The organism is Geobacillus sp. BK01 (genome assembly GCF_052220245.1).
Taxonomy (GTDB): Bacteria; Bacillota; Bacilli; order Bacillales; family Anoxybacillaceae; genus Geobacillus.
Map to the genome: position 1 here is coordinate 23,323 of NZ_JBQPTH010000001.1, position 17,727 is coordinate 41,049.

The 17,727-nt window shown below is 56.5% G+C and carries 17 protein-coding genes and 1 riboswitch; of the genes, 16 read left to right on the forward strand and 1 reads right to left on the reverse strand.

The features are described from left to right. Positions 1–13 precede the first annotated feature (13 nt). From modA to ACTVDO_RS00170, 6 genes are all read left to right on the forward strand, one after another. Positions 14–799, forward strand: coding sequence for a molybdate ABC transporter substrate-binding protein (modA, locus tag ACTVDO_RS00145; RefSeq protein ID WP_020960831.1), 786 nt, complete (start codon positions 14–16; stop codon positions 797–799). 49 nt (positions 800–848) lie between these two features. Continuing rightward, a riboswitch (Fluoride riboswitch) is annotated at positions 849–911 on the forward strand. Between the two features lie 45 nt (positions 912–956). Next, positions 957–1,340 (forward strand): fluoride efflux transporter FluC, encoded by a 384-nt coding sequence (locus tag ACTVDO_RS00150; RefSeq protein ID WP_020960830.1) that lies wholly within the window; start codon positions 957–959, stop codon positions 1,338–1,340. Then, the gene (gene crcB, locus ACTVDO_RS00155) at positions 1,340–1,690 is read left to right on the forward strand and encodes a fluoride efflux transporter CrcB (protein ID WP_020960829.1); all 351 of its coding nucleotides are present in this window, start codon (positions 1,340–1,342) and stop codon (positions 1,688–1,690) included. The genes ACTVDO_RS00150 and crcB overlap by 1 nt, the downstream gene beginning before the upstream one ends. Positions 1,691–1,953: 263 nt before the next feature. Then, a complete protein-coding gene (locus ACTVDO_RS00160) occupies positions 1,954–2,406 on the forward strand; it encodes a MarR family winged helix-turn-helix transcriptional regulator (RefSeq protein ID WP_020960827.1) in 453 nt (150 codons plus the stop codon). Further along, positions 2,403–5,567 (forward strand): MMPL family transporter, encoded by a 3,165-nt coding sequence (locus ACTVDO_RS00165; RefSeq protein WP_442900827.1) that lies wholly within the window; start codon positions 2,403–2,405, stop codon positions 5,565–5,567. Before ACTVDO_RS00160 ends, ACTVDO_RS00165 begins: the two co-directional genes overlap by 4 nt. 344 nt (positions 5,568–5,911) lie before the next feature. After that, the gene (locus ACTVDO_RS00170; RefSeq protein ID WP_442900828.1) at positions 5,912–6,577 is read left to right on the forward strand and encodes a type 1 glutamine amidotransferase domain-containing protein; all 666 of its coding nucleotides are present in this window, start codon (positions 5,912–5,914) and stop codon (positions 6,575–6,577) included. 442 nt (positions 6,578–7,019) lie between these two features. Here ACTVDO_RS00170 and rnhC read toward each other — a convergent pair whose 3' ends face one another. Beyond that, positions 7,020–7,958, reverse strand: coding sequence for a ribonuclease HIII (gene rnhC / locus ACTVDO_RS00175; RefSeq protein ID WP_442900829.1), 939 nt, complete (start codon positions 7,956–7,958; stop codon positions 7,020–7,022). 111 nt (positions 7,959–8,069) lie between these two features. On the opposite strand from rnhC, the gene zapA reads away from it, so the two are divergent. The 10 genes from zapA to ACTVDO_RS00225 all read left to right on the forward strand — a co-directional run bounded on the left by zapA (position 8,070) and on the right by ACTVDO_RS00225 (position 17,692). Continuing rightward, complete coding sequence (zapA, locus tag ACTVDO_RS00180) at positions 8,070–8,345, forward strand: cell division protein ZapA (protein ID WP_442900830.1); 276 nt, start codon at positions 8,070–8,072, stop codon at positions 8,343–8,345. After that, positions 8,338–8,877, forward strand: coding sequence for a CvpA family protein (locus tag ACTVDO_RS00185; protein WP_442900831.1), 540 nt, complete (start codon positions 8,338–8,340; stop codon positions 8,875–8,877). Before zapA ends, ACTVDO_RS00185 begins: the two co-directional genes overlap by 8 nt. Before the next feature lie 41 nt (positions 8,878–8,918). Continuing rightward, on the forward strand, positions 8,919–10,646 hold the full coding sequence (gene polX / locus ACTVDO_RS00190; protein WP_442900832.1) for a DNA polymerase/3'-5' exonuclease PolX: 1,728 nt from the start codon (positions 8,919–8,921) through the stop codon (positions 10,644–10,646). A 21-nt stretch (positions 10,647–10,667) separates the two neighbouring features. Next, the gene (locus ACTVDO_RS00195; RefSeq protein WP_442900833.1) at positions 10,668–13,022 is read left to right on the forward strand and encodes an endonuclease MutS2; all 2,355 of its coding nucleotides are present in this window, start codon (positions 10,668–10,670) and stop codon (positions 13,020–13,022) included. A gap of 14 nt (positions 13,023–13,036) precedes the next feature. After that, entirely contained in the window at positions 13,037–13,444 is a 408-nt protein-coding gene (locus ACTVDO_RS00200; protein WP_020960818.1) for a DUF350 domain-containing protein, read from the forward strand. A gap of 14 nt (positions 13,445–13,458) precedes the next feature. Further along, positions 13,459–13,620 carry a hypothetical protein gene (locus tag ACTVDO_RS00205; RefSeq protein WP_020960817.1) on the forward strand — a complete coding sequence of 54 codons (162 nt, stop codon included), beginning with the start codon at positions 13,459–13,461 and terminating at the stop codon, positions 13,618–13,620. Between the two features lie 81 nt (positions 13,621–13,701). Further along, complete coding sequence (locus tag ACTVDO_RS00210; RefSeq protein ID WP_442900834.1) at positions 13,702–15,402, forward strand: long-chain-fatty-acid--CoA ligase; 1,701 nt, start codon at positions 13,702–13,704, stop codon at positions 15,400–15,402. A gap of 61 nt (positions 15,403–15,463) precedes the next feature. Further along, on the forward strand, positions 15,464–16,051 hold the full coding sequence (locus tag ACTVDO_RS00215; protein ID WP_020960815.1) for a TetR/AcrR family transcriptional regulator: 588 nt from the start codon (positions 15,464–15,466) through the stop codon (positions 16,049–16,051). Positions 16,052–16,077: 26 nt separating this feature from the next. Then, positions 16,078–16,851: an enoyl-CoA hydratase gene (locus ACTVDO_RS00220; RefSeq protein WP_020960814.1), complete on the forward strand. Its 774-nt coding sequence runs from the start codon at positions 16,078–16,080 to the stop codon at positions 16,849–16,851. Between the two features lie 64 nt (positions 16,852–16,915). Further along, positions 16,916–17,692: an electron transfer flavoprotein subunit beta/FixA family protein gene (locus tag ACTVDO_RS00225; protein WP_020960813.1), complete on the forward strand. Its 777-nt coding sequence runs from the start codon at positions 16,916–16,918 to the stop codon at positions 17,690–17,692. Positions 17,693–17,727: the final 35 nt, after the last annotated feature.

Sequence of the window (17,727 nt, forward strand, 5' to 3'; positions counted from 1 at the left end):
AAGGAGAGACGCGATGCGCAACCTTGCTTGGCTTCTCGCTTTCTGGTTGCTTGGCAGCTTATATGGATGTACAGCGGGAGAAAACGGGCGGGCGGGGGAAGGAACTGACAAAGTGGAGCTCACCGTCTCCGCCGCCGCCAGTTTGCGGGAAGCGTTGGAAGAAGCGAAAACAGCGTTTGAACGAAAGAACCCGAACATCCGCATCCAGTACAATTTCGGTGCGTCGGGTGCCTTGCAAAGGCAAATTTCCGAAGGGGCGCCGGTCGATCTCTTTTTCTCCGCGGCACCTGAGCCGTTTGAGAAGTTGAAAACGGAAGGGTTGATCGACCCCGAGCACGAAAAAACGGTGCTCGCCAACGAACTCGTGCTCATCGTTCCGAAACAAGGGGACGGAGCGGTTCAGTCGCTTGATGACATCACCCGCGCCAAACGAGTGGCGATCGGCCTCCCCGAGTCGGTGCCGGCCGGCATGTACGCCAAACAAACGCTTGAGAAGGCCGGGCTGTGGAAGCAAGTGAAGCCGAAGCTCGTTTACGCGAAAGACGTCCGCCAAGTGTTGACGTATGTGGAAACCGGCAACGTCGATGCCGGGTTTGTGTACCGGACGGATGCGCTTGTGTCGAACAACGTCAAGATCGCCGCCGCGGTGCCAAGCGGCATGCACGACCCGATCGTCTATCCGCTCGGTGTGGTCAAAACGAGCAAACATCTCAAGGAGGCGCGGGTGTTTTACGCGTATTTGACGAGTGAACAGGCGCTGCAAACGTTCGAACAACAAGGCTTCCGCCGCGCCCGCTAGGTCCGCCTTCACAGCGGAAGGATGCATATGGTAAAATAAAACAAAGCCAACCTTCATAGGCGATGGAGTTCGCCATAACCGCCGGCTTCCGGCTGATGACTCCTGCTGCAAATGAAAGCGGCGGGAGTCTGTTTGTTTTGGCAAGGAGGGGTTTACATTGGTCTATCTCGCTGTCGGCATCGCCGGCATGATCGGCGCGCTTGTCCGCTATGGACTCGGTTTGGTTGTTCCCGCCGCCCACGGTTTTCCGTTCGCGACGCTTGTCATCAACTGGACCGGTTCGTTTTCGCTCAGCTGGCTTACGGTGGTGTTCACCCGCCGCCCCGCGTGGCCGCCATGGCTCAAAACGGCGGTGACGACTGGCTTTGTCGGCTCGTATACGACGTTTTCGACGCTCAGCGTCGAATGCGTGGAATTGCTGGAACATAGACAATGGGGTGCGGCGGCCGTTTATATCGCCGCCAGCCTGTTTGGCGGCCTGTTCGCCGCATGGGCGGGATGCGCCGCCGCTCATCTAAAGCGAAAGGAGGAAATGGCGTAATGACCACACCGCTCTTGGTGGCGCTCGGCGGGTTTTTCGGCGCCGTGGCCCGCTATGCCGTCAGCCGCTGGGCGGCCCGGCGTTCGCCGCGGTTTCCCCTCGGGACGCTGATTGTCAATTTGCTTGGGTCTTTTTTGCTCGGCTGGCTGGCCGGAAGCGGCGCCGCCGATGCGACGAAGCTGCTTGTCGGCACCGGTTTTATGGGCGCGTTCACGACGTTTTCGACGTTGAAATGGGAAAGCGTGCAAATGATGCAGCAGCGCCAATGGACGAAGGCGATCGCTTATTTGGCGGCGACGTACTTGTTGGGCGGTTGTCTCGCCTGGATCGGTTATCATGTGGGGCGATGATCAGCGGCAATGAAAAACGGGTTTGATTTCTTATCATCGGGGAGAAAAAGAGATTGTGGTTCTTTGAGCGAAGCGTATCCCGATGGCGCTTGGCGTACTGTTTCGCCACGGCGACCGCTTGGCTCAAGCGAAAATCATTGACTTTTTCATTTTCAGTTGGTATCGTTACTAATAGTTCAATAGTTGAACCAAATGGACAAAGCGGCCGTGCGCGGGGCGCTTTTGGCCGATTGTTCAATCCGTGAACAAATGGAGGTGAACAAATGCCGGGACGAACCATCGACGAATGGATTGACCGTTATTTGTCCGTGTCGTTTCTTGTGATGAAACGGGGGGCGGCGCTTGTCAAAGACAGCCTTTGCGAAGAGATGACGCACGACCAATATTATTTGCTTCGCTACATCCGCCGGCGGGGGACGTGCACGTCAACGGAGCTCGCGGCGATGTTCGGCGTCAACAAAAGCGCGGTGACGGCGATGACGAACCGCCTCGTCGACAAAGGCTGGCTGCGCCGCGACCGTGACGAAAACGACCGGCGCGTCATCGTCTTATCGCTGACGGAACAAGGGGAAGCGTGGATCACAGAGATGGACCGCAGCGTCTATCGGCTCGTCGAAGAGGTGATCGCCCGCTTTCCGGAAGAGGAAATTGAAACGTTCATCCGCACGTATGAACGGTTGGCCCGCGTGCTGCAGGAGGTGGAGGAAGCGAAATGAGGGCGATCATTAAAGGAAGATGGTTCGTGTTTGCGGCGTGGATCATCATCGCCGCGGTGCTCATGATGACCGCTCCGAACATGGGCGAGCTCGTCCGTGAAAAAGGGCAGCTGAGTGTGCCGGACGGCTACTCATCGTCATTGGCGGCCAAGCTGATCAAAGAAGCGAACAGCCAGGAAAACAAGCAAAACGAACGCTCGGCGGTGCTCGTCTTTTACCAAAAAGATGGGCTGACGGCGGGCGACAAACAAGAGATTGAACGGGCGGTCAAGGCGCTCGAAGAAAAGAAAAACGATCTTCATATCACGAACATCGTCTCGCCGTTTGCCAACCCGGAGCTGGAACAAGAGCTCGTCTCGAAAGATGGGACGACGATGCTCGTTTCCGTCAGCATCGACCCCGCCGGCCGGACGGCGAAACAGCTGACGGACCAGTTGTATGAAGCGGTCGAAGACGTCAAGGTTGAGCATTATTTCACCGGCGGATGGATGGTGGATGAAGATGTCGTCACGAGTTCGCTTGAAGGCGTGAAAAAGACGGAAGGCATTACGCTCGTCTTTATTTTGATCGTGTTGCTTGCTGTGTTCCGCTCGCCGGTGGCGCCGCTGATTCCGCTTGTGGCGGTCGGGGCGACGTACGTCGTCTCGCAGTCGGTCGTCGCCTTTTTGGTCGATCAGGTGAATTTTCCGCTGTCGACGTTTACGCAAATCTTTTTAGTCGCGGTTTTGTTTGGCATCGGGACCGACTATTGCATTTTGCTGCTGAGCCGGTTTAAGGAAGAGCTGGCGAAAGGCGGCGACCGGGCGGAGGCGATCGTCGCCACGTACCGGACGGCGGGGAAAACGGTGGCGGCGAGCGGGCTTGCCGTCATGATCGGCTTTGCGGCGATCGGCTTGTCGACATTTAAGCTGTACCAGTCAGCGGCGGCTGTCGCCGTCGGGGTCGCGGTATTGCTTGTCGCCTTAACGACGCTCGTGCCGTTTTTCATGGCCGTGCTTGGCGAAAAGCTGTTTTGGCCGGTGCGCGGAAAGCTGGAGCACGGGCAAAGCCGCCTTTGGCTTGCGGCCGGCCGGTTTGCGTTCGCCCGCCCGCTGTTGGCGCTGGCGATCGTCGCCGTCGCAACCGTGCCGGTGCTCGTGACGTACGATGGCAAACTGTCGTTTGATTCGATGGAAGAGATCGGCGACCATTACCGCTCGGTCAAAGCGTTTGACATCATTGCCGCTCATTTCAATCCGGGCGATGCGATGCCGACGCAAGTCGTATTGAAAGGCAAAGAACCGCTTGACTCCGAAGAGGGGCTGGCGTTGATTGAGAAAATCAGCCGCGAGGTGGAAACGGTGGATGGGGTGGCGAGCGTCCGCTCAGCGACGCGGCCGACAGGGGAGCCGATCGAAGAGCTGTATGTCACCGAGCAGGCGAAACAGCTGAAAGACGGCCTTGGCGCCGGAAAAGACGGGATTGAGAAAATCAGCTCTGGCCTTGAGACGGCAAGCGAAAAGCTGTCCTCGTCCGCGCCGCAGTTGAAGGAGGCGTCATCCGGCATCGGCGAGCTCGTCACGGGAACGGAGCGGCTTGCGAACGGCTTGCGCCAGCTGCAAAGCGGCTTGAGCCAAATTGAACAAGGGGTGCGCCGCGGGGCGGTGGGCGCCGGCGAGTTGAAACAAGGCTTGGCGACGCTTCGCGATCATGCGAAAAAGCTGCAGGAAGGCGCCAATCAGCTGCTTGGCGGCTACAAGCAGGCGGAACAAGGATTGTCGGCTCTAGGCGGCCAATACCGGCAAATCGAAGCGGGGCTGAAGGCGGTCGCCAGTCAGCTCGCCGCTGTGCAGACGATGCTCGAGCAAGTCGAGCAGTCACATCCAGAGCTGAGCCAAGACGCCCAATACCAACGGGCGAAAATGACGGTCGCCGCTCTGTCCGGCCAGACGAACCAAATGGCGGACGGTCTCACGCAGCTGAACGGAGCGCTTGAGCAGGCGCGCGCGGGCTTGGCGAAAGCGAACGAGTCGTTCGCTCAACTCGCGGCCGGCCAAGCGGCGGTCAACGGCGGTTTGGATCAAGTGATCGCCGGGCTCGGTGAGCTCGAAGCCGGCTTGACGAAAGCGGCCGACGGCCAGAAACAGGCGGTTGAAAAACTGCCGCAATTCTCGCAAGGGCTTGAACAAGTGAACGGCGGCCAGCGCCAACTGCTTGACCATTTCTCCGCCCTTGGCGGCCAGCTCGGCCAGCTCATAAACGGCCTGGACCAAAGCGCGTCCGGCCTGCAAAAAGTGGCGGGCGGCCTCGGTGCGGCGGAAACGTACTTAGCTGATTTGTCATCGGCAAAAGAGAAAGAAATGGCCGGCTGGCACATGCCGAAAGAGGCGCGCGAAAGCCAAGACTTTGCGCAGGCGAAAGACGCGTATATGTCAAAAGACCGCCGCATCGTGACGTTCGATGTCATTTTGAAAGACAATCCGTATTCGACATCGGCGCTCGGCCGGGTCGATGACATTCGCCATGCCGTCGAACGGGCAGTCAAAGGGACGAAATGGGAAGACGCGACGATCGCCGTCGGCGGCGTCACAAGCACGTACGCCGATTTGCAGGCGATCTCAAACGCCGACTATAAACGGACGGCCGTGCTGATGTTGATCGGCATCGCCATCGTGCTCGCAGCGCTCCTTCGTTCGCTTATCATGCCGCTCTATTTGATCTTGTCGCTTGTGTTGACGTATTACACATCGATGGCCGTCACCGAACTCATTTTCGTCAACGGCCTCGGCTATGCCGGCTTGAACTGGGCGGTGTCGTTTTTCGCCTTTGTGCTGCTGTTGGCGCTCGGCATCGACTACAGCATCTTTCTCATGGACCGGTTCAACGAATACCGCGGCCGGCCGGTGAAAGAAGCGATGCTGTCGGCGATGGGCCATATGGGGACGGTCATCATCTCCGCCGCCGTCATTTTAGGCGGAACGTTTGCCGCGATGTATCCGTCCGGCGTCTTGTCGCTTTTGCAAATCGCCACGATTGTGCTGACGGGGCTTCTCCTTTACGCCCTCGTCGTCCTGCCGCTCTTTGTGCCGGTCATGGTCCGCACGTTCGGCCGTGCCAACTGGTGGCCGTTTTGGCAGCTGATGGGCGAAGCGGATGGGCTGGAACAACAAAAAATCAGTTAAGAACGCGAGAGAGGGTGTCCTAACAGATCGGGACGCCCTTTTTCTTATTCCTGTACGCAGGCATCAAAACAATCATTTGGAGATCCGTTTTTCTTTGCCTTTGAGAACAACTAAGTAGTGTTAAAGATGAACGAAAAGGATTTGCTCGGGATTTATAAACCTGAGGAGGTAAAGGCGTTCAAAGCGAAAGTGAAAGAAGCGGCGGGGGAATGACGTTGTCGTTTCCTCCCCTGATTTTGATCAAGAGCGATTCGATTTCACAAGCATATTTTTTCCGTTTTTGCCCAACGTAAAGTATGATGAGTGACAGAGAACACACCAGAATCGAAAGGAGGAATGCGGGCATGACGAAACGAGTGCTCATGGTGGTGACGAACCATACGACGATCACCGACGACCATAAAACCGGGCTTTGGCTTGAAGAATTTGCCGTGCCGTACTTGGTGTTTAAAGAAAAAGGGTATGACGTGAAAGTGGCGAGCATTCAAGGCGGCGATGTGCCGCTGGACCCGCGCAGCATCAATGAAAAAGACCCGTCTTGGGCCGAGGCGGAAGCGGCGCTGAAAAACACAGCGCGCTTAAGCAAGGACGATGCACACGGGTTTGACGCCATTTTCCTTCCCGGTGGACACGGGACGATGTTCGATTTTCCGGACAACGAAACGCTGCAATATGTCTTGCAGCAGTTTGCTGAAGACGGGCGCATCATCGCCGCTGTCTGCCACGGTCCATCGGGATTGGTGAATGCGACGTACAAAGACGGCACGCCGATTGTGAAAGGAAAAACGGTCACCTCGTTTACCGATGAAGAAGAGCGCGAAGTCGAGCTCGATGTGCATATGCCGTTTTTGCTTGAGTCGACCTTGCGCCTGCGCGGGGCGAATTTCGTCCGCGGTGAGAAATGGACCGATTTCTCGGTGCGCGACGGCAACTTGATCACCGGACAAAACCCGCAATCGAGCCGGAGCACGGCGGAGAAAGTTGTCGCCGCGCTGGAAGAGCGGGCGTGAGTGACAGCGGCTCGACTCGTCACAGTCCGAATTGCAGATCAAACAACATCCCGTGATGAACATGGAAACGAATTAACCGCTGACGATTTTACGGAAGAAGCAACGGTGAGGGTGATTCTTGCCGCTCCCAAGAGGATTAGCCAAAGTAAAGAAAGCAGGGACGTCGAGGCTCGGGAGATCATATTGCTTAACCGATAGATGCCCCCTCCCGGCCGAGCCGCGGGCTGGGGGAAGGGGCTTTTCGTCACGACATGTTCTCGGAAAGACGCTAAAAACAGCGGTTTCCGGATCGTGTGAAAAAACCGGTGTTCCAATGTTTCTTCAGTTGGGAAACGCCTGCCGTGAAGCTGCCTATTGTGCCCAATCCCCAGCTGTTTCGTCCAAAATTTTAGATGGTGCGTTCCGCTATGGACAACCATCACTGTTCATCGATTCGGCCCGTTCATTTTTGGCGCTTGGCGATGTCAAGCGCCTTTTTCGTATTGGCAAAATGAAGCTTGGCGCACCCAGCGAGCGCCTCTTCCCCTCTCTCGCGGATGATGCGGGCTGCGGCTTCGTCAACGATGGCGCCGGCGCCTTTTGGAAGCGGGAAGCCGATAGCGCGGGATAATCGCTCCATCTCCTCTAAAAACACGCAGCGGGCGATGATCGAGGCGGCGGCGACCGCCACGTGCACGCTTTCCGCTTTCGGCAGGCAGTAAACCCGCTCGCGGATAATGCGATCTTCATCGGAAAGGTAACGGAAATACGAATCCCGTTTTAAAAATTCGTCGATGATGATTGCTTCTGGTTCGGCGGGCGCGATGGCGTCAACGAGTTTCACGAGCGTCCGGTTGTGAAGGAGCGCTTTCATTTTCGTCTGCGGCATGCCGCTTCGCTGCCAGCGGTTGTATTCGGCATTGTCCAACACGGTGACGGCATACGGCGCCGTTTCCATGATGGCCGGCGCGATCCGCTTGATCGCCTCGTCGGTCAATTGTTTCGAATCTTTCACGCCAAGCGCCGCGACTCGGTCGAGATGGGCGCGGTCGACGTAGGCGGCGGCGACGACGATCGGGCCGAAATAATCGCCGGTGCCGACTTCATCCGAACCGATGGCAGAAAGCGTCCCGAGTTCGTGTTTTGTTGGAGCGAAGGCGGCTTCCCGCTCCTTTTGTTTGCCGGAGGGCTTTGCTGTTTTCCCCATCCATTTCCCCGCTTCTTGCTCCGCCGCTTTTCCTTGAAACAGCACTTTGCCTGAGCGGTAGGCGGTGATCGCGACATCCGGGCGCTTGACGGCAAACAACGCTCCAGCCGGAAGCCGATCGGACAAGGCGTCTTTGTAGTGGGCGCGCAAGGCGTCAAGCAGCTGTCGGTCGGCTTGAATCACATAGTTTGACAACGTTCGCTCTCTCCTTTGCTTGTCTTCTTTGCCTCCTCGTGTGCGTCTTTCCATTATACCAGCATTCATGATATGATAAACAGTAGGATTTTGCGGAATGGGGGAAGCAGGTTGACAGGGGAATCCAAAACGCGGGTGAGCGTCCGCATCTATGGACAAGACTACACGATCGTCGGCACGGAAAGCCCGGCCCACATCCGGCTCGTGGCGGCGTTCGTTGATGATAAAATGCATGAGTTCAGCGAGCGGAATCCGCTGCTTGATGTGCCCAAGCTGGCTGTGTTGACAGCCGTCAATATCGCCAATGAGTATTTAAAACTGAAAGAAGAATATCAACGGCTTGCGGAAAAGCTGAAACAGAAAAAGGACGGGGAAGACGATGATTGATGTCGTGCTGCTGTTTGTCCTATTGCTGGGGGCGATGATCGGGCTGAAGCGCGGCTTTATTCTTCAATTCATCCATATGGCCGGGTTTCTCATCGCCTTTTTCGTCGCCTATCGGTATTATGAACGGTTTGTGCCGACGCTGCGCCTTTGGATTCCGTATCCGACGTTCGGTGATCCCGAGACGGTGAAGCTGCTGTTTCAGAGCACCCATTTAGATGACGCCTATTACCGGGCGGTTTCGTTTGCGCTTTTATTTTTTGCCGTGAAAATTGTGCTTCAGATCATCGGCTCGATGCTCGATTTCGTCGCTCAGCTGCCGCTGTTGCGCAGCGTCAACCGCTTGGCGGGGGCGGCGCTCGGGTTTGCGGAAGTGTATTTGCTTGTCTTTTTGTTGTTGTATATCGGGGCGCTCGTGCCGATTGACAGCGTGCAGGAGCAGCTGCAGCGCTCGTTCATGGCGACGGCCATTGTGAAACATACGCCGCTGTTGTCGGACATGCTCAATCATTGGTGGATTCATGGCCGCGTCTGACCGATCGCGGCCGCGGTTTTGCGGGAAAGGGAGGAACGGGGATGAACGTCCATAAAAAAGAAGTCATCCGCCTGCTCGAGACGATCGCACTGTATATGGAGATCAAAGGAGAAAATCCGTTTAAGGTAAACGCCTTCCGCAAAGCGGCGAACGCCTTGGAAACGGATGAACGAAGCTTGGCGGAAATCAGCGACTTTACCGCCATTTCCGGCATCGGCAAAAGCACGGCGGCGATCATCACCGAGTTTGTCGAAACCGGTTCATCATCGGTGCTTGAGGAATTAAAACGCGACATTCCGGAAACGCTTCTTTCCTTGCTTAAGATCCCGGGGCTTGGCGGCAAAAAAATCGCCAAGCTGCATCAGGAGCTTGGCATTGTCGACATGGACGGGTTGAAGGAAGCGTGCTTGGCCGGAAAAGTGCGGGCGCTTCCCGGTTTTGGCGCGAAAACGGAAGAAAAGCTGCTGGCGGCGATCGAAGAAGCGGACAAACGCCCCGAGCGGCTGCCGCTCGCCCGGGTGCTCGCGATCGCGGCGGACATTGAACGCCAGCTCGCTTGTTTGGATGGCGTGATTCGCTTCTCGCGAGCCGGCAGCTTGCGGCGCTTAAAAGAAACGGTGAAAGATTTGGATTATGTCATCGCCACCGACCGTCCGGCCGCGGTGCGCGGCGGGTTGCTCGGCTTTGAGCGCATCCGCGAGGTGCTCGCCGCTGGGGAGACGAAAGTGTCGCTTCTGCTTGGCTATGACGATGATGTGGCCGTTGATTTTCGGCTGATCAGCGAGGCGCAGTTTGCGACCGCGCTTCATCATTTCACCGGGTCGAAGGAGCATAACGTGCGCATGCGCCAGCTCGCCAAAGAACGCGGGGAGAAAATCAGCGAATACGGCGTGGAAGACGAAGCGACAGGCAAGGTGAAAACGTTCCCGGATGAAGCGGCGTTTTACGCCCATTTCGGGCTGCCGCACATTCCCCCGGAGCTGCGTGAAGATGGCACGGAAATCGAGCGGTTTTCCGCTGATCGGCCGCTTGTGCGCCTTGAAGACATTCAAGGGGATTTGCATATGCATTCGGCGTGGAGCGACGGGTCGTGTTCGCTTGCGGAGCTCGCTGAGGCGTGCCGCCGCCGCGGCTACCGATATATCGCCATCACCGACCATTCGCGCTATTTGAAAGTCGCCAACGGCTTGACGCCGGAACGGCTGCGGCGCCAACGCGAGGAAATTGAGCAGCTGAACGCGCGCTATTCGGATTTTACGATTTTGGCTGGCGTCGAGATGGACATTTTGCCGGACGGGACGCTCGATTACGATGATGACGTGCTCAAGGAGCTTGATTTTGTCATCGCCGCCATTCACTCTGCGTTCAAACAGCCGCGTGAGACGATCATGAAACGGTTGGAGGCGGCGCTTCGCCATCCGTATGTGGATGTCATTGCCCACCCGACCGGCCGGCTCATCGGCCAGCGCGACGGCTATGATGTCGATGTTGAGCGGTTGATTGAACTCGCGGCCGAGACGAACACGGTGCTTGAGTTAAACGCCAACCCAAACCGGCTCGACTTGTCAGCGGCCTACGTGAAAAAAGCCGAGGAAGCGGGGGCGTATATTGCCATTAACACGGACGCCCACCATTTGGACATGCTTGACGATATGGCGATCGGCGTAGCGACGGCACGGAAAGGCTGGATCAAGAACGAAACGGTCATCAACACATGGCCGCTTGAGAAGCTGCAACAGTTTTTGCGCGATAAACGAAGCAAAACATGATGAGGCATGGAGGGTGAATACGTGCAACAAAAAATGCTTCGCATCTTAGAGTTTGACAAAGTGAAAGAGCAGCTGGCCGAGCATGCGTCGTCGCCGCTTGGCTTGGAAAAAATCGAGGCGCTCATACCGTCTTCCGACTTGGGGGAAGTCGAAGCCTGGCTCGAGGAAACGGATGAAGCGGCCGCCGTTTTGCGGCTCGCCGGCTATGCGCCGCTTGACGGGTTGTTCGTGATCCGTCCGCATTTGAAACGGGCGGCGATCGGCGGCGTGCTCAGCCCGGTTGAACTCGTCGAGGTGGCGGCGACAGCGGCGGCAAGCCGGCAGATGAAACGGCTCATTGCCGGTTTGCGGGAGGAGCATGGCGGATTGGACCGTCTTTCCGCTTATGCCGATGAGCTCGTCGAGGTGCCGGCGCTTGAGCATGACATTCGCCGCTCGATCGACGATCATGGCGAAGTGTTGGATGCCGCAAGCGACCGCCTTCGCGCCCTGCGCGGGCAGATTCGGGCGGCGGAAGCGCGCATCCGCGAGAAACTCGAGAGCATCATCCGCTCGCCGGCGGCGCAAAAGCGGCTGTCGGACGCCATTATTACGATCCGCAACGACCGGTACGTCATCCCGGTGAAACAAGAGTATCGGGGCGCCTATGGCGGCATCGTCCACGACCAATCGGCGTCCGGCGCGACGCTGTTTATCGAGCCGCAGGCGGTCGTCGAGTTGAACAATGCGCTGCGCGAGGCGCGGGCGAAAGAAAAACAGGAAATTGAGCGCATTTTGCGCGAGCTCTCGGCGAAAGTGGCCGAGCAGGCCGAGCCGCTTGCACGGGCGGCCGAGGCGCTCGCCCATTTCGACTTCGTCTTTGCCAAAGCAAAATACGCCCGCCGGATTCAGGGGACAAAACCGGCTGTCAACCATCGCGGCTACCTCCGCTTTGTGCAGGCCCGCCATCCGCTGCTCGATCCGGCGAAGGCGGTCCCGAATGACATTGAACTCGGCGGCGATTACACGACGATCGTCATCACCGGACCGAACACCGGCGGGAAAACGGTGACGTTGAAAACGGTCGGGTTGTTGACGCTCATGGCGCAAGCCGGGCTGTTTATCCCGGCTTCCGACGGGTCGGAAGCGGCGGTGTTCCGCTCCGTGTTCGCCGATATTGGCGACGAGCAGTCGATTGAACAAAGCTTGAGCACGTTCTCGTCCCATATGGTCAATATTGTGGACATTTTGCGCCATGTCGACAGCGAAAGCCTCGTCCTCTTTGATGAGCTTGGCGCCGGCACCGACCCGCAGGAAGGGGCGGCGCTGGCGATCGCCATTTTGGATGAAGTGCACGGGCGCGGGGCGCGGACGGTGGCGACGACGCATTACCCGGAGCTGAAAGCGTACGGCTACAACCGCTCCGGGGTGGTGAACGCCAGCGTTGAATTTGACACCGAAACGCTCCGTCCGACGTATAAACTGTTGATCGGCATCCCCGGCCGCAGCAACGCCTTTGATATTTCACGCCGCTTAGGGCTGGATGAACGGATGATCGAGCGGGCGAAAGCGCAGGTGAGCGCGGAAAGCCATAACGTCGAAAACATGATCGCGTCGCTCGAACGAAGCAAAAAACAAGCCGAGGAAGACGAAGCGCGGGCGCGGGCGGCGCTTGAGGAAGCCGAGCGGCTGCGCGCCGAGTGGGAACAAAAGCTCGAAGCGCTGGAAGAGGAAAAAGAAGAGCGGCTTGCCGAAGCAGCGAAGCAGGCAACGGACATCATTCGCGCGGCCGAGCGCGAAGCCGAGCGGGTGATCCACGAGCTGCGCCGCCTGCAAAAAGAAAAGCAGGCGGAAGTGAAAGACCACGAGCTTCTTGAGGCAAAACAGCGGCTCGCCGCCGCCGTGCCGAAAGTCGAGAAACGGAAAAAAGCGAAAAAACAGGCGCCGCGCCATGTGTTCCAGCCGGGCGATGAAGTGAAGGTGACAAGCCTCAACCAAAAAGGCTACTTGATCGAGAAGGTGTCGGATGACGAATGGCAAGTGCAGCTCGGCATTTTAAAAATGAAAATCCGCGAGCGCGATTTGGAATACATCGGCAGCGCGCCGGCGAAAGACGCGACGCCGATTGCGACCGTGAAAGGCAAGGACGCCCATGTGAGCCTCGAGCTCGATTTGCGCGGCGAACGGTACGAAGACGCCCTCATCCGGCTCGAAAAATATATTGACGATGCCGTGCTCGCCGGCTACCCGCGCGTCTCCATCATCCACGGCAAAGGGACAGGCGCGCTCCGACAAGGGGTGCAGCAGTTTTTAAAGCAGCACCGGGCGGTCAAAAGCTTCCGGTTTGGCGCGGCGAATGAGGGCGGCACCGGGGTGACGGTCGTGGAACTGAAATGATGGGGGCGATGGCAATGGCGTCGTTTTGGGAACAAGACATGGTGAAAACGGCGGCCAATTTCAGCGTCGCCGTGCTGTGCATCGTGGTGTTTTTGGCTGTGTTTGAACTTGTCACGAAGTATAAAAACTGGAAAGAAATTCAAAAAGGCAATATGGCGGTGGCGATGGCGACGGGCGGAAAGATTTTTGGCATCGCCAACATTTTCCGCTACGCACTCGACCGCCATGAGTCGCTGTTGTCGATGATTGGCTGGGGCGTGTACGGGTTTTTGCTTCTGCTCGCAGCGTATTTTATTTACGAATTTTTGACACCGAAATTTAACATCGATGATGAAATCGCCAACGACAACCGGGCGGTCGGCTTTATTTCCATGGTCATTTCCGTCGGTTTGTCGTTTGTGATCGGTGAAGGGATTCAGTAAAGGGGAACAAAACAATGAACGCGGTAAAAGGATTGTTGATCGCCGTTGGGCTGCTTTTGATCGCCGGCATCGCGTATATGGCGGTGCGCAACCGCTCGGTCGATGTGTTGGCCAAAATCTTGTTTGTCATTTGCGGCCTTTTTCTTGCCGTCGGGCTGCTTTATGTGTGGCTGTAGCGCCAGGCGTTTGCTTGGCGCTCTTTTTGGGTAAAACAATTCAGAATAATAAAATAAAATAAAGAGTAAGGAGGGATGAAAATGGAGAAACCATGGTTGGCCCACTATCCGCCGGAGATTCCGCATACGCTTGACTATCCAAAGAAAACGCTTCCTGATTATTTGCGGGAGACGGCGGAGCAATTCGGAGACCATGAGGCGATCGACTTTTTGGGCAAGACGATGACGTTTCGCGAGCTGTACGGGCAAGCATTGACATTTGCGCATTATTTGCGGACGATCGGATTGAAAAAAGGGGATCGGGTGGCGATGATGCTGCCCAACTGCCCGCAGGCGGTGATCAGCTACTACGGAACGCTTTTGGCCGGCGGCATCGTCGTGCAGACGAATCCACTTTATACCGAACACGAACTCGAGTACCAGTTGGCTGACAGCGGCGCTTCGGTGCTCGTGACAATGGACATTTTGTACCCAAAGGCGGAAAAGGTGAAAGGGAGAACACCGGTCAACCATTGGATCGTCACGAGAATGCAAGACTATTTGCCCACGGTGAAGAAATGGCTGTACCCCCTTGTGCAGCGGAAGCAAAACATGCCGGTCGTCCGCCTTAAGGAAAGCGAAACCGTCCATTTGTTCCGCACGATTGTCGGCCGGAAGGAAACAGCCCCGCTTTCTGTTGAAATCGATCCGGCGGACGATGTGGCGCTGCTTCAATATACGGGCGGCACGACGGGGCATCCAAAGGCAGCCATGCTGACGCACCGCAACTTGATCGCCAATACGCTCATGTGCGCCCATTGGGTGTACAAATGTGAAAAAGGAAAAGAAACGGTGCTCGGCATACTTCCGTTTTTTCACGTATATGGCATGACGACGGTGATGAATTTGGCCATCATGCAGGCGAGCAAAATGGTGCTGCTTCCGCGCTTTGACGTGAAACAGACGCTCAAAACGATCGAGCGCACGCGTCCGACAATGTTTCCAGGCGCGCCGACGATGTATATCGCTTTATTAAATGACCGTGATTTGCCGAAATACGACTTATCTTCGATCAATGTGTGCATCAGCGGTTCGGCTCCGCTGCCGGTCGAAGTGCAGGAACGGTTCGAGCGGGCGACGGGCGGAAAATTAATTGAGGGATACGGCTTGACGGAGGCGTCGCCTGTCACCCATAGCAATTTCCTCTGGGACGGCGAGCGGGTGAAAGGAAGCATCGGTGTGCCCTGGCCGGATACCGAGGCGAAAATCGTTTCATTGGAAACGGGAGAGGAGGCAAAGCCGGGCGAGCGTGGGGAACTTGTCGTCCGCGGCCCGCAAGTGATGAAAGGGTATTGGAACCGGCCGGAAGAGACCGAGCAAGTGTTGCGCGACGGATGGCTGTACACCGGCGACATCGGCTATATGGATGAGCGCGGTTATTTTTACATCGTCGATCGCAAGAAAGATGTCATTATCGCCGGCGGGTATAACATTTACCCTCGTGAAGTTGAGGAAGTGTTGTATGAACATCCGAGCGTGCAGGAAGCGGCTGTCATCGGTGTTCCCGATCCGTACCGCGGTGAGACGGTGAAAGCGTTCGTTGTCTTAAGGCCGGGCAAGGAGTGCAGTGAACAAGAGCTTGATGCCTTTATGCGCGAGCGGCTCGCCGCTTATAAAGTGCCGCGCCTGTACGAATTTCGCTCCGAGCTGCCGAAAACAGCGGTCGGCAAAATTTTGCGGCGTGTTCTTGTGGAGCAAGAAAAAATAAGGCTTGACAAATCGTCGGAACAGTCCGTAAAATAGGGATGTGAATGACGATTCATTCATTTGATGACAGGTGATAGGAAGAAAAGGAGAATGACGATTGCGCAGAGAAAAGCCAAAGTTCAAGCAAATTATTGATGCGGCCGTCGTCGTCATCGCCGAGCATGGCTACCACCAGGCACAAGTGGCGAAAATCGCCAAACAAGCCGGTGTCGCCGACGGCACGATCTATCTTTATTTTAAAAACAAAGAAGACATTTTAATCTCGCTTTTCCAAGAAAAAATGGGGGCGTTTATCGAGAAAATCGAACAAGAGATAGAAGGAATTTCGAGCCCTGCAGAGAAATTATATGTATTAGTGAAAACTCATTTTTCCGCCCTGGCTGACGATCCGCATATGGCGATCGTGACGCAGCTTGAGCTGCGCCAGTCAAATAAAGAGCTGCGCCAGCGCATTAATGAAGTGCTGAAAGGATATTTGCGGCTCATTGACAGCATCATCATCGAGGGGATGGAAAAAGGGGAATTCCGCCATGATCTAGACGTCCGGCTCACTCGGCAAATGATTTTCGGCACGATCGACGAGACGGTGACGACATGGGTCATGAACGAGCAAAAATATGACCTGGCCGCGCTCGCCAAACCGGTGTACGAGCTGCTCGTCAAAGGGTGCGCCGCCGGGCGTTGACGGAAGGCAGAAGGGGGAGAGGCTTCATGCAGTATTTTCGCTTGGCGAAAGAGGAATCCGTCGCTGTCGTGACGTTTTCGCGACCGCCGGCGAACGCTCTTTCGTCCGTTGTTTTGAAAGAGCTTTCAAACGTCTTGGATGAGCTTGAAACCGACCCGGACGTGCGCGTCGTGCTGCTGCATGGTGAAGGCCGATTTTTCTCGGCCGGTGCGGATATTAAAGAGTTTCTGTCCGTCGCTACTGCGGAGGAAGCGTCCGCCTTGTCGCGCAACGGCCAGCTTGTTGCTGAGCGGATTGAACGGTTTTCGAAGCCGGTCATCGCCGCCATTCACGGTGCGGCGCTTGGCGGAGGACTCGAGTTGGCGATGAGCTGCCACATTCGTGTGGTGGCGGAGACCGCGAAGCTCGGCCTGCCGGAGCTGCAGCTCGGCATCATTCCGGGGTTTGCCGGCACGCAGCGGCTTTTGCGCTACGTGGGTTTCAGCAAAGCGGCGGAAATGATGTGGACAGGCGAGCCGATCACCGGCGTGGAGGCAGTGCAGTGGGGGCTGGCCAACAAGGCGGTGCCGGAAGGGCAGCTTCTTGACGAGGCGAAGGCGCTGGCGAAAAAGATCGCCGCCAAAAGCCCGCTTGCCGTTCGCGCCACGATCGAGCTGCTCAACGCGGCGAAAGAAAAATCGTTCGCCGAGGCGGTGCGCGATGAGGCGGAATGGTTTGGCCGTGTATTTGTTTCCGAAGATGGAAGAGAAGGCGTGCAGGCGTTTTTGGAAAAACGGCCGCCCGTCTTTCGAGGGAAATAACCTCATAAATGTCTGAATGTTGGCAACCGAATGAACGCTGGACCAAACTGAGGAGGGGAATGACATGAATATTTTTGTTTTGATGAAGCGCACGTTTGACACTGAGGAAAAAATTTCGATCAAGAATAACAAAATCAGTGAAGACGGTGCTGAATTCATCATCAATCCGTATGATGAATACGCCATCGAAGAGGCGATCCAAGTGCGCGACCAACATGGCGGCGAAGTGACGGTCGTCACGGTCGGCAGCGAGGAAGCGGAAAAAGAGTTGCGCACGGCGTTAGCGATGGGGTGCGACAAAGCGGCGCTCATCAACATCGATGATGATGTCGAAGAGCAAGATCAATATACGACAGCGAAAGTGCTCGCTGAGTACTTAAAAGACAAAAGCCCGGATTTGATTTTAGCCGGCAACGTCGCCATTGACGGCGGCTCGGGGCAAGTCGGCCCACGCGTCGCGGAACTGCTCGGCATCCCGTATGTGACGACGATTACGAAACTTGACATTGCCGACGGCGGCAAAGTGACCGTTGTGCGCGATGTCGAGGGGGACGAGGAAGTAATCGAAACGTCATTGCCGCTTCTTGTCACGGCCCAACAAGGGCTGAATGAGCCGCGCTATCCGTCACTCCCAGGCATTATGAAAGCGAAAAAGAAACCGCTTGACGAGCTCGAGCTCGATGACCTGGATCTTGACGAGGACGATGTCGAGGCGAAAACGAAAACGATTGAAGTATTTTTGCCGCCGAAGCGGGAAGCGGGGAAAATCTTGCAAGGTGAGATTGCCGATCAAGTCAAAGAGCTTGTCGGGCTGCTCCGTTCCGAAGCGAAAGTCGTGTAAAGCGAGACGGCGCGGTTGTCGGCGCTCTCTAACTG